This window comes from Winogradskyella sp. PC-19 (assembly GCF_002163855.1).
Classification (GTDB): Bacteria; Bacteroidota; Bacteroidia; order Flavobacteriales; family Flavobacteriaceae; genus Winogradskyella.
Genome location: NZ_CP019332.1, coordinates 2,559,321 through 2,572,205, shown reverse-complemented (window position 1 = coordinate 2,572,205; position 12,885 = coordinate 2,559,321). Strand labels below are relative to the sequence as shown.

The 12,885-nt window shown below is 32.7% G+C and carries 13 protein-coding genes; 11 read left to right on the top strand and 2 right to left on the bottom strand.

Going from position 1 to position 12,885, the window contains the following annotated elements; genetic code table 11:
- Nucleotides 1-102 precede the first annotated feature (102 nt).
- From BTO05_RS11830 to BTO05_RS11815, 4 genes are read left to right on the top strand one after another with little or no spacing between them, the layout of a single operon-like run.
- Entirely contained in the window at nucleotides 103-1,293 is a 1,191-nt protein-coding gene (locus tag BTO05_RS11830; protein WP_087492868.1) for a pyridoxal phosphate-dependent aminotransferase, read from the top strand.
- Nucleotides 1,294-2,307 (top strand): UDP-N-acetylmuramate dehydrogenase, encoded by a 1,014-nt coding sequence (gene murB, locus BTO05_RS11825; RefSeq protein WP_087492867.1) that lies wholly within the window; start codon nucleotides 1,294-1,296, stop codon nucleotides 2,305-2,307.
- A gap of 47 nt (nucleotides 2,308-2,354) precedes the next feature.
- Nucleotides 2,355-2,885, top strand: a complete 531-nt coding sequence (locus BTO05_RS11820) for an RNA polymerase sigma factor (protein ID WP_087492866.1) — start codon at nucleotides 2,355-2,357, stop codon at nucleotides 2,883-2,885.
- 10 nt (nucleotides 2,886-2,895) lie between these two features.
- The gene (locus BTO05_RS11815) at nucleotides 2,896-3,675 is read left to right on the top strand and encodes an RNA polymerase subunit sigma-70 (RefSeq protein WP_087492865.1); all 780 of its coding nucleotides are present in this window, start codon (nucleotides 2,896-2,898) and stop codon (nucleotides 3,673-3,675) included.
- Nucleotides 3,676-3,752: 77 nt separating this feature from the next.
- Here the strand turns inward: BTO05_RS11815 and aqpZ are convergent, their stop codons facing one another.
- On the bottom strand, nucleotides 3,753-4,439 hold the full coding sequence (gene aqpZ / locus BTO05_RS11810; RefSeq protein WP_087492864.1) for an aquaporin Z: 687 nt from the start codon (nucleotides 4,437-4,439) through the stop codon (nucleotides 3,753-3,755).
- Nucleotides 4,440-4,538: 99 nt separating this feature from the next.
- Between aqpZ and BTO05_RS11805 the strand changes: the two genes are divergently transcribed.
- The 7 genes from BTO05_RS11805 to BTO05_RS11775 all read left to right on the top strand — a co-directional run bounded on the left by BTO05_RS11805 (nucleotide 4,539) and on the right by BTO05_RS11775 (nucleotide 11,856).
- Nucleotides 4,539-4,742, top strand: coding sequence for a membrane or secreted protein (locus tag BTO05_RS11805; protein ID WP_087492863.1), 204 nt, complete (start codon nucleotides 4,539-4,541; stop codon nucleotides 4,740-4,742).
- A gap of 7 nt (nucleotides 4,743-4,749) precedes the next feature.
- A complete protein-coding gene (locus BTO05_RS11800; protein ID WP_087492862.1) occupies nucleotides 4,750-5,862 on the top strand; it encodes a glycosyltransferase in 1,113 nt (370 codons plus the stop codon).
- The gene (locus tag BTO05_RS11795) at nucleotides 5,853-6,407 is read left to right on the top strand and encodes an RNA polymerase sigma factor (RefSeq protein ID WP_087492861.1); all 555 of its coding nucleotides are present in this window, start codon (nucleotides 5,853-5,855) and stop codon (nucleotides 6,405-6,407) included. The genes BTO05_RS11800 and BTO05_RS11795 overlap by 10 nt, the downstream gene beginning before the upstream one ends.
- Nucleotides 6,400-7,641 carry an NRAMP family divalent metal transporter gene (locus BTO05_RS11790; RefSeq protein WP_087492860.1) on the top strand — a complete coding sequence of 414 codons (1,242 nt, stop codon included), beginning with the start codon at nucleotides 6,400-6,402 and terminating at the stop codon, nucleotides 7,639-7,641. Before BTO05_RS11795 ends, BTO05_RS11790 begins: the two co-directional genes overlap by 8 nt.
- Nucleotides 7,642-7,705: 64 nt before the next feature.
- Nucleotides 7,706-8,578, top strand: coding sequence for a lipoyl synthase (lipA, locus tag BTO05_RS11785; RefSeq protein ID WP_087492859.1), 873 nt, complete (start codon nucleotides 7,706-7,708; stop codon nucleotides 8,576-8,578).
- Nucleotides 8,578-9,594, top strand: coding sequence for a type I glyceraldehyde-3-phosphate dehydrogenase (gap, locus tag BTO05_RS11780; RefSeq protein ID WP_087492858.1), 1,017 nt, complete (start codon nucleotides 8,578-8,580; stop codon nucleotides 9,592-9,594). The genes lipA and gap overlap by 1 nt, the downstream gene beginning before the upstream one ends.
- A gap of 27 nt (nucleotides 9,595-9,621) precedes the next feature.
- Nucleotides 9,622-11,856 (top strand): ATP-binding protein, encoded by a 2,235-nt coding sequence (locus tag BTO05_RS11775; RefSeq protein ID WP_087492857.1) that lies wholly within the window; start codon nucleotides 9,622-9,624, stop codon nucleotides 11,854-11,856.
- On the opposite strand, the gene lpxK is transcribed toward BTO05_RS11775, so the two are convergent.
- Nucleotides 11,853-12,851 carry a tetraacyldisaccharide 4'-kinase gene (gene lpxK, locus BTO05_RS11770; protein ID WP_087492856.1) on the bottom strand — a complete coding sequence of 333 codons (999 nt, stop codon included), beginning with the start codon at nucleotides 12,849-12,851 and terminating at the stop codon, nucleotides 11,853-11,855. The genes BTO05_RS11775 and lpxK overlap by 4 nt on opposite strands.
- Nucleotides 12,852-12,885: the final 34 nt, after the last annotated feature.

Below are 12,885 nucleotides of genomic sequence, written 5' to 3'. Positions count from 1 at the left end.
ATAATTAAAAATACAATTCTACATGCAATAGCTTAACTTTGTTATCATTTTTTAATCAAACTTTAAGAATTTTTAGAACTTAGTTAAAAATTAAATTTAATCATGCCAAAGATTTCAGAAAAAGGTCTTAAAATGCCTTCATCGCCCATTAGAAAACTTGTTCCTTATGCAGAGCAAGCCACCAAAGACGGTAAAACGGTTTACTATCTTAATATTGGGCAACCCGATATTAAAACACCACAGGTTGCATTAGATGCTGTAAAAGTTCACTCTTTAGATATACTTGCCTATACGCGTTCTGAGGGTTCAGAAAATTATAGAAAAAAAATTGCACAGTATTATCTAAAAAATGATATCTCTTTAAATCATGATAACATCATAGTAACTACAGGCGGAAGTGAAGCTTTGCTTTTTGCTTTTGGTAGTATAATGGATAAGGATGATGAAATTATTATTCCCGAGCCTTTTTACGCAAATTATAACGGGTTTTCAACAGCGTCGGATGTAAATGTTGTACCCGTAATTTCAAAAATTGAAGATAATTTTGCATTACCTCCAATTGATGATTTTGAGAAATTGATTACCTCAAAAACAAAAGCCATTCTTATCTGTAATCCTGGTAATCCAACTGGTTATTTGTACTCAAAAGATGAAATAAAAAAATTAGCCTCGTTAGTAAAAAAGCATGATTTATTTTTAATTGCTGACGAAGTCTACCGTGAGTTTATTTACGACGGTATAAGCCACTATTCTATTTTACAAGAAGAAGGTCTCGAAGACCATGCTATTGTCATTGATTCTGTGTCCAAACGATATAGTATGTGTGGTGCTCGAATTGGATATTTAGTTTCAAAAAATAAAGAATTCATCCAAACTGCATTAAAATATGCACAAGCAAGACTAAGCCCTCCAACATTAGCTCAAATTGCAAGTGAAGCAGCATTAAGTACACCTGACTCTTATTTTACAGAAGTTATCAATGAGTATGTTGGACGTCGAGATACTTTAATTTCTGGGCTTGAAAAAATTGACGGTGTAAAAGTAGCAAAGCCTAATGGTGCATTTTACTGTATTGCCGAACTTCCAATAAAAAATTCTGATAAATTTGCACAATGGCTATTAGAGCATTTTTCTTTTGAAAATGAGACAGTTATGGTTGCCCCAGCTGCAGGATTTTATTCGTCACCAAATGTTGGTCTAAACCAAATACGAATTGCATACGTACTTAATGAAGAAAGTCTCAAAAAAGCCATTAAAATTATTGAAGAAGCTTTAAAAGTCTACAAAGATTAAATGATAATACAGGAAAATATATCCTTAAAAAACTACAATACTTTTGGTATCGATGCCAAAGCGCAATCTTACGTCGATATAAGAACCATTTCTGATTTACAAACTGTATTAAAATCAGAATCTTCAAATCCTTTTTTTGTACTCGGTGGCGGTAGTAATATGCTTCTTACAAAAGATATTGAAGCTTTAGTAATTCATCTTAATCTAAAAGGAATCTCAATATTTGATAAAACCAATGATTACGCTATTATCGAGGCTAAAGCCGGTGAAAATTGGCATGATTTTGTACTTTGGTGTCTTGACAAAAATTTAGGAGGTATTGAAAACATGTCACTCATTCCAGGAAATATTGGCACTGCTCCGATACAAAACATCGGTGCATATGGTGTAGAATTAAAAGATGTTTTTCATTCTTGTGAAGCAATTAATATTTCGACTCAAGAAATAAAAACCTTTACAACTGAAGATTGTAATTTTGGATACCGCGAATCTGTTTTTAAACAAAACTTAAAAGGTCAATATATAATAACAAGCGTAAAGCTAAAGCTTTCAAAAGGCAATCACAGACTAAATATAGATTACGGTGCTATAAAATCCGAATTAGAAAAATTAAAAATCACAAAACCTAGTATAAAAGACATATCAAGAGCTGTCATCAGCATCAGGCAAAGTAAATTACCCGACCCAAAGGAGATTGGTAATAGTGGTAGTTTTTTCAAAAACCCCGTCATTTCAAAAGAAGAATTTAAACAGCTTCAAAATAATTTTCCGCAAGTACCGCATTATGTGATTTCAGAAAAACAAATAAAAGTCCCAGCTGGTTGGCTTATAGAAACTGCAGGTTTTAAAGGAAAGCGATTTGGAGATTACGGAGTACATAATAAGCAAGCTTTAGTTCTCGTTAACTATGGAAACGCCTTAGGTAAAGATATTTATGACTTGGCAAAGCTTATACAACAAACAGTTTTTAGATTGTTTAGTATAAAAATAGAGACAGAAGTAAATATTATTTAATTTTAAAAAGTGCAGCAGCCCTAACGCACAAACTAAATTAACAAACATTGAGTAGTAACATAGAACAACGTATTATACAACTTTTGAAACGCAACGACCAGTATGCGCTTAATTTGCTATACGAAAACTACTCAGACAGCTTATACGGAGCTATCCTAAAAGTAACTAGAAACGAAGAGATTGCTGAAGACGCGCTTCAAGAAACATTTATTAAAGTTTGGAAAAATGCTCAGAGATACGACCCAAAAAAAGCTAAATTATTTACATGGCTATTTAGAATTGCAAGAAATACAGCAATAGACAAGCTACGTAGTTTTAATAATAGATTTCATAAAGAAGTCCAAATAGACAAATCCAACGTATATATACTTCCAGGCACAAAGCTTAATCAAGATGTCATGGACATTAAAGAGCATGTGGCTCGTTTAGAAGATAAATACCAAATAGTGCTTAATGCCTTATTTTTTGAAGGCATGACACAACAAGAAGCTAGTGACGAGTTGGAAATACCACTTGGCACTGTAAAATCTAGACTAAAAATTGGTTTGAGAGAGCTTAAAAAAGTTTACGATTTTTAAAACAATAATTATGGAAGAAAAATCACATACATTTTTACAATCAGGCTTACTAGAGCGATATTTAGTAGGCGACACTTCCATTGCCGAAAACTTGGAAGTCGAACATCTAATAGACAATCATTCTGAAATCGAAGATGCTTACATTAAGCTTCAGAATAATTTAGAAATTATAGCAAAAGCTAATGCAGTTGAAGCTCCACTAGGAGTTCTTAACAAGGTGTTGAATTATACAAAAGAAACACCAAAAGTCATTGCAATGCCTAGACAAAAAACGCCATGGTATAGTATAGCTGCAAGTATAGCTGCCTTTGCATTTGCTACCTTAAGTGTCTATTTATATCAAAAAAATCAAGCTTTAAATAGCGAAAACAACATTGTTGTTGACGAAATTTTTGACTTAAGAGAAGATATTGACAAAAACAATTCAAAACTAGATGCGCTAGCTTTTCAACTTCAAAAATTGAATAATCCTGACTCAAGAAAATATGTTTTAAATGGTAATGACCGCGCAAAAGATTTAAAAACTGTAGCCTATATCAATCCTATTGAAAAAACTTCAATGATTGATGTTGTGTCTTTACCTAAACTCCCTGAAAATCAGTATTATCAATTAAGAGCCGAGTTAGAAGATAAAATGGTAAACCTCGGTTATCTTGAAGATTATCAGCGCACGCTTAAACCAATACCTTATATGGAAGATGCTTTAGCTCTAAGCATTGTAATCCAAAATAAAAATGGAGAATCTACTTCTGAAGAAAATGAGGTTGCAGAGATTTCTTTAAAAAAATAACGAAGTATTTTATAAAACGAATAATCCCGTTTATAAACAAAATGAACGGGATTATTATTTCAACTATATATAGGAATCTATTCTTTGTCAAAAAAAGCTTTATGAATTACTCCAGCAACAATAGCTCCTGCAATAGGTGCTAACCAAAATAACCATAATTGAGCTGTATAATCTCCACCTGCAAATAATGCCTGACTTGTTGAACGTGCAGGGTTTACAGAAGTATTAGATATAGGTATACTGATTAAATGAATGAGAGTTAATCCAAGACCAATAGCAATAGGTGCAAATCCTTTAGGAGCTCTTTCATTAGTACTTCCAAGAATAATTAATAAAAAGAATAACGTTAGTACAAATTCTGCTAACAAAACAGAAACCATACTATAACCATCTGGCGATAAATCTCCATACCCATTAGATGCAAAACCACCAACATCTGTAAATCCTGCTTTGCCACTTACTATGAGATACAAAACTCCAGCTGCTGCTATTGCGCCAACTAATTGAGCAACAACATAGCCTGGCAATGATTTACCATCAAACTTTCCTCCTGCCCAAAGACCAAGAGAAACTGCAGGATTAAAATGACCTCCAGAAATATGACCAACGGCATAGGCCATTGTTAACACTGTTAGTCCAAAAGATAGCGAAACACCCACAAATCCTATACCTAATTCAGGGAATGCAGCTGCAAAAATTGCACTACCGCAACCTCCGAAAACAAGCCAGAATGTTCCAAAAAACTCAGCAAATAATTTTTTCATAATTAATTAATTTAGTTAATGTTAGTTTTAAGATGTCTACTATTTTTAATTATTAAAAAGCAGTATCTTTGCATAAATTTAATAAAATATTCTTCACTCATGAAGTTATTACTCATCACCTTAGGATTATTACTACTTGCAGTAGCTGGCATAGCTATCAAAATTTGGGCAAAAAAAGATGGTGAATTTGCTGGTACTTGTGCTAGTCAAAACCCAATGCTTAACAAACAAGGTGATGCTTGTGGTTTTTGCGGAAAAACACCAGACCAATTTGACTCGTGTTCAGAATCTCAACACTCTTAGTCAATAAATGACTACCCTACAGATTCTTTTTTACAGTTTTATTGCTGTCGCAAGTATTCAAATTATTTATTATTTCTTTTTTTTAAGTTTCTTTTCTTCAAAAAAGTCAAAAAAATATAAATCAAAAAATATTGCACTTTCGGTAATCATTTGCGCAAAAAACGAGGCCGGAAATCTAAAAAAGAATCTTACTAAAATTATTAATCAAGATTATAAAAACTTTGAGATTGTCCTTATTAACGACAGCTCTTGGGATGATACGCTGGAAATCATGGAGACTTTTGAAGCGAAACATGATAATATATCCATCGTTGATGTAAAGTCAATAGAACAATTTTGGGGAAATAAAAAATACGCACTAACACTTGGAATTAAGGCCTCTAAAAATGAATTTTTAGTTTTTACAGATGCCGATTGCATCCCAACTTCTGACAAATGGTTGAAAGAAATTAGTCAAGGTTTTAGTAATACAAAATCAATAGTTCTTGGTTTTGGAGGCTATAAAAAAGTAAAATACTCTTTCTTGAATGCGCTTATAAGATTTGAAACCTTAATGACGGCTATTCAGTATTTTTCATATGCAAAAGCAGGTATACCGTATATGGGTGTTGGTAGAAATCTAGCGTACAGAAAAGAATTGTTTTTTAACAATGGTGGTTTCATGAATCATATGAGCATTAAATCTGGTGATGATGATTTGTTTATAAGCGAAAGTGCAAATAGCAAAAATACAGCTATCTGTTTTTCGAAAGACAGCTTTACATTGTCAGAACCAAAAACAACTTTTAAAGATTGGATAATTCAAAAGCGAAGACATGTAAGTACTTCAAAATATTACAAGCCAATACATAAATCTCTACTTGGCTTATTTTATTTGAGCCAAATAGCTTTTTGGATTCTTGCAATAACGTTATTATGTTTTTTGTACCAATGGTCTATCGTTGTAGCAATTATAATTTTCAGAGTCCTCTTACAATGGCTAACTACTGGTAAAGCTGCAAACAAATTAGATTCTAAAGATTTGACCATATTTTCTCCTTTTCTTGAAGTTTTCTTAATTATCTTTCAATTAGCTATCTTTAGTGCTAATCTTATTTCAAAACCAAAACATTGGAAGTAAAAGAAGCTATTACCTTAGCCAAAAAAAATAACCAAGCTGCATTTAATTTTTTATTAGATACATATTGGAATGATGTGTATGGCTTTCAACTAAAACGTACTGAAAATGAAAATGATGCGGAGGACATTACTATTCAAACCTTCTCAAAAGCTTTTGATAAAATTGGGACTTATAATAATAAATATGTTTTTAAAACGTGGTTGATTACCATCTCCAAAAATATTCATATAGATTTAGTAAGAAAACATAAGTCATCCATAAATAGTAAAATAAATACTAAAGATGAAGACATTGTCTATGACATCCCTGACGAATCTCCTACTCCAGAAGATAAAATAATAAGAGAACAAAACTTAGCCAAATTACTACGTGACATCAAAAAACTGAAACCTCATTACCAAGAAGTGATAAACCTCAGGTATTTTCAGGAACTGACTTACAAAGAAATATCTACCGAACTTAAAGAGCCAATGAGCAATATAAAGGTGAAGCTTCTTAGAGCAAAAAAATTATTATCTGAAATTTTGACCAAATCTAATGCTTAGTCATTTAAAAAAACTTGGTCCTGGATTACTCTTTGCTGGTGCAGCCATTGGTGTTTCTCACCTAGTACAATCGACTAGAGCTGGCGCAAATTTTGGGTTTGGTTTACTTTGGGCATTATTACTTGTAAATCTATTTAAATATCCTTTCTTTCAATACGGACCTCGTTACGCAATGGCAACTGGTGAGAGTTTAATTGACGGCTACAAGCGACTAGGTAAAAGTGTTTTAGTCATTTATTTTTTACTCACTTTTGCAACAATGTTTACCATTCAAACTGCTGTAACCATAGTCACAGCAAGCTTAGCCTCAAATTTAATTGGTGATTTTAATCCGATTACAATAGGGACATTGACATTGTCTAGTATCCAAATTTGGACAGTTTTAATCCTAACTTTATGTTCCGCCATACTTATCCTAGGAAAGTATAAAGTGCTTGATGTTTTAATGAAAGTCATCATCGTAACTCTTACGATTAGTACGATTGCTGCTGTATTCACAGCATCAACGCAACACCAATCATCAATTTCATTTTCTCAAATATTCCCTGAAAAATCGAGTTGGATTTTTCTAATTGCATTTATGGGCTGGATGCCAGCGCCTTTAGATATTTCCATATGGCATTCGCTTTGGGCAATTGAAAAAAACAAAAAAGACACAAATTTCAAAACCAAATCTGCACTCTTTGATTTTAACATCGGTTACATTGCCACAATAATATTAGGTATTGGTTTTTTATCACTAGGTGCTTTAGTAATGTTTAATACTGGTGAAACATTAAGCGCAAATTCTAGTGGATTTTCAGAACAACTGATAAACATGTACACCACCAGCCTTGGAAATTGGGCTTATATCATTATCGGAATAGCAGCATTCACGACTATGTTTAGCACGACACTTACTACTTTTGATGGTTCGCCACGTGTCATGGAACGTACAACATCACTTTTATTCAAAACCATAAAAAAGAATAGCTACCGTTATTGGTTATTTATTCTATTTGCTGGAACAATATTGATATTCTTTTTTCTTAGTGCAGAATTAGGGAATCTTGTTAAAGTTGCAACAGTCTTATCTTTTTTAACTGCGCCTTTTTATGCCATTCTAAATTATAAATTAATACGTTCAAAACATGTTCCTGAACACTGGAAACCAAGTGATTTTATGAATTTATTGAGTATTCTTGGTATTATTTTTCTTGTAGGTTTTGGCATTTGGTATCTGACAATTCTTTAGCTTTTCTTAATTATTTACTTCGTATCTTTGCTTTTTGATTTTTTCAACTTGAAAAGAATAAAGAATGAATACAGTAACAGCATCAAATATACTTCCTGAACGCAAACCAAAATGGTTACGTGTTAAGCTTCCGACTGGTAAAAAATACACCGAATTAAGAAGTCTTGTAGATAAATACAAGTTAAATACAATTTGTACCTCTGGAAGCTGCCCAAACATGGGTGAATGTTGGGGAGAAGGCACTGCAACATTTATGATTTTAGGTAATATTTGCACGCGTTCATGTGGATTCTGCGGTGTAAAAACCGGAAGACCAGAAACTGTTGATTGGGACGAACCAGAAAAGGTAGCTCGCTCCATTAAGTTAATGGGTATTAAACACGCTGTACTAACCAGTGTAGATCGTGATGACCTAAAAGATATGGGTAGCATTATGTGGGCAGAAACTGTTAAAGCTGTTAGGCGTATGAATCCTGAAACTACTCTAGAAACGTTGATTCCTGATTTTCAGGGTGTCGAAAGACATATCGACAGAATTATCGAAGTTGCTCCAGAAGTAGTATCACATAATATTGAGACAGTAAGACGTCTAACAAGAGAAGTTAGAATACAAGCCAAGTACGATAAAAGTATGGGTGTGCTAAAATATCTGAAAAATCAGGGGCAACGCCGTACAAAATCTGGAATTATGTTAGGTTTAGGCGAAGCCAGAGAAGAAGTTATACAAACATTACACGATTTACGCGAGAATGATGTAGATGTTGTTACCATTGGCCAATATCTTCAGCCTAGTAAAAAGCATTTACCTGTTCAACGTTTTGTTAACCCAGATGAATTTGACGAATACAAAGCCATAGGTTTAGAGCTAGGTTTTAGGCATGTTGAAAGTAGCGCATTAGTTCGTTCTTCTTACAAGGCGCAAAAACACATCAATTAATGATAAAAGTTGCAATCAATGGTTTTGGACGCATAGGTCGTCGCGTTTATAGACTAGCTTCTAAAAATCCTTCAATACAAATTGTTGCAATTAATGATTTAGCAGATGCACACACGCTTAGTCACCTATTAAAGTATGATAGCATTCATGGTGTCCTAGACGATGACATTAAGCATTCAAATAAAGGTATCGTTATTAACAACGTTACTATTCCTCTACTTAATGAAAAAGACATATCTAAAGTAGATTGGAGGTCTTTTCAACCTGATTTTGTAATTGAAGCTACAGGAAAATTCAAAGAAAAAAAGCAACTACAACACCATATTAATAATGGTGCTAAACGTGTCATCTTATCAGTGCCACCAGTTGAAGATAATATTAAGACCATAGTTTTAGGTGTTAACGAAGATTCAATTAACGGTGACGAAGTAATAATCTCAAACGCGTCTTGTACAACAAATAATGCAGCTCCAATGATTGATATAATTCATCAAAATTTTGGGGTAAAACAGGCTTACATTACTACTATTCACAGTTATACTACAGATCAAAGTTTACACGACCAACCACATCGCGATTTAAGACGTGCTCGTGCTGCAGGTCAATCAATAGTTCCAACTACAACAGGTGCTGCAAAAGCCTTGACTAAAATATTTCCTGATTTAGCAGACGTTATTGGTGGTTGTGGCATTAGAGTCCCTGTTCCAAACGGCTCACTAACAGATATTACGTTCAATGTTGAAAAAGAGGTTGATATACAAAGTATCAATTCGCTATTTAAAAAAGCATCAGAAACTCATCTAAAAGGTATTCTTCAATATACTGAAGACCCAATTGTATCTATTGATATTGTCGGAAATCCACACTCGTGTATATTTGATGCTCAGATGACTTCTGTGATTGGTGATATGGTAAAAATCATTGGCTGGTATGATAATGAGACCGCCTACAGTCAAAGATTGCTTAATCTTATGTGTAATATATCGGAAAAAAATACACTTTTGTCGAATAAATAATTATATTTGTTTGTAAAATATGTTTTAATGTCCCAGATTAAACAACTCATTTGCCTAGTTATAATGCTAAGCGGTATAATAAATTTCGGCCAAAATTCTGGCGAATTAGACACCGATGACTTGGTGTTAGACCTACAACAACAACTCAATCAAGCAAAAATTCTTACTGAACGTGGTGACTATTATAATGCAAAAAGTAGTCTAGAAATAGCATTAACTGTTGCTACAAAAATAGATGACAAAAAAAGTTTAGGTGTTATTAATACCAAAATAGGAAAGTTGCAATTTTTATTGGACGAACCCGAAAAAGCATTATCATCCTTAACAAAAGCCATTAGTATTCAACGAGAAAACGATGATAAGGTCAATCTTGGTCTTACCTATAATATAAGAGGTGTAATTCATAGTAACTTAAAACAATATGAACCTGCACTAGAGTATTTTAATAACGCCCAACTAAGTTTTAACGATCAAAACTCTGAAAAATATCTGGCAGATGTATATCTAAACGAAGCTCGTATACATTTAGAATTAAATCAAATTGATACAGCACAAAGAAAATTAGAGAACAGTATCGTAATTGCAAAAAAATACGAACTCAATCGCGTATTAGCATCTAGCTATATTCAAAATGCAAAAGTCTATTACACCAAAGAAGAATTTAATTTGGCACTTGACCAAGCAAAAACAGGACTTGATATAGCTATTGAAAATGGTAACACATCAAATATTAACGATGCCTATCTTTTATTAAGTAAAATTCACCAAAGTAAAGAGCAATATAGGTCTGCAAACCTTTATTTAAATAAGCATCTACAATTAACTGATTCCCTAAAAGTAATTAATGCAGAGACATCATTTTCAGAAAACAATCCTAATCTAATTGCTGGTAAGCAAAATTCGGATAACGAACAGTTAAAAAACCAGCCTACTGAATCAGAATCTGAAAGTAATCTCGCTAGAATAACCACAATTCTGAGTATCTCTTTAATAACAATCTTATCGCTATTAACGCTTTCACTTTACAAAAACAACAATATTAGATTACGAACAAACAATATGCTTCAGATTAAAAATGATGAGCTTATTGTCGCTAAAGAGAAAGCAGAATTAGCATCAAAAACTAAAGCTAATTTTCTATCAACGGTAACACATGAGTTAAGAACACCACTTTATGCAGTTACTGGTTTGACAAATTTATTACTTGATGAAGAACCAAAGGAAAAGCAAATTCCGCATTTGAAATCTCTAAAATTTTCAGGAGATTACTTATTGACTTTTATTAATGATATACTTCAAATAAATAAAATTGAAGCTAATAAGGTAGAATTAGATCCTGAAGATTTTAATCTAAAAACAAAAATCGAAAATGTCATCGCCGCACTTAATAATTCGGCTCATGACAATAACACTCAGATTCATTTTGAATACGAAAAAGACTTACCAGAAAATTATATTGGTGACCAACTTAAGATTTCGCAGATACTAATTAATCTTTTAGGAAATGCTATTAAGTTTACTAAAGATGGTGATATTTGGGTGAAAGTGAACCACAACAATGTTAGTAAAAACTTATACAACTTGCAATTTGAAATTAAAGATAATGGTATAGGCATCTCCAAAGAGAAACAAGAACAGATGTTTGAAAGTTTCTCACAAGGATCAATTCAGATTAATCGTAAATATGGTGGCACAGGACTTGGGTTATCGATTGTAAAAGGTTTGATAAAGATTTTAAATGGTAAAATATCTCTGAAAAGTCAACTTGGAAAAGGCACAAGCTTTTTCTTTGAACTGCCTTTAAAACATGTTGAACCAAAGAAGAAAAAAGAAACTCCGAAAGAAAGTAAACATATAGAAAACATTAAAGCATTGGACTTAGAAAACATCAAGATTCTAGTGGTTGAAGACAACAAAATCAACCAAATGATCACCAAGAAGATATTAACTAAAATGGGGCTTGGTTGCGATATTGTAGATAATGGCGAAGACGCTGTAGAAATGGTCAAAAATACGGAGTACAATGTTGTCTTAATGGATATACATATGCCAGGAATTAGTGGTCTAGAAGCAACAAAACGCATTCGATTATTTAATAAAGAACTGACTATATTTGCCTTGACGGCAGTAACACTAGAAGACAAAATGCATGAGTTTGACGAAGCAGGTTTTGATGATATCATCTCAAAACCATTCAAACAAGAGACTTTCGAAAAGAAACTTTACGTAGCTCTATCTGGTAAAACAGAAACTTCGGCTTAGTTAACGAAATCTTTAATTAAACTGTCAAACGTTAAAGGTTTATCTAAAGTAACTTCTATAGAAATATAGTATAGTTTTGAGCGTAAACTCTCTACCTCTAACAAACGCATATAATCTTTCTCTGTAGTTAAAATTAATTCCTTTTGCTCTAAGAGTTCAATGTCTTTTATTGTAAAATTATAATGATCTCCGTATTCTAAATGCTCAAAATCTAGAGTTTTAGATTTCAGATATTTTACTAAAGGAGTAGCATTTGCAATTCCTGTAACCAAAGTAAAAGTAGATAATGTTTCTAGAGACATCTCACTTTCTGAACTATAAATAGTATCACAATATTTAATACTACTAAAAAACACACTCTGATAATTTTTGGGATTAATTCTCCTAATAATTGATGCTTTTTTATCTTCAGTTAAATCATTTGGACATTTGGTCACAACAATAACATTTGCTCTTTTTGCACCAGACTTTGGCTCTCTTAAATTACCAGTTGGTAACACCATATCGATAGTATATAGTTTTCCAAAAGAAGTTAGCAAAATATTAAAACCTGCTTTTACTTTTCTATGTTGATATGCATCGTCAAGTAAAACAACTTCTGGTTGTGGCTCAAAACTTCTAAGCTCGGTAATACCATGCTGTCTATCTTCATCAACTGCTACATATATGTCATTAAACTTGTTATAAAACTGAAACGGTTCGTCACCGACCATATCAACATTGACATTCTCATCAGCCAATAAAAATCCTTTAGTAACGCGTTTATAACCACGACTTAGTGTTGCTACTTTTTTATCTGATTGCAAAAGTCGTATCAAGTACTCAATCATTGGTGTTTTCCCAGTGCCACCAGTACTTAAATTCCCTACACAAATAACAGGAAAATCATAAGATTGTGAAGGTTTTACGCCAGAGTCATAAAATCGATTTCGTAACCAAGTCACAAAAAAGTAGATGGGTACAATTGGGAATAATAAGATTCTTAGGATTTTCATTAACACGAAAGTAATATTTATATTTACAAAAACA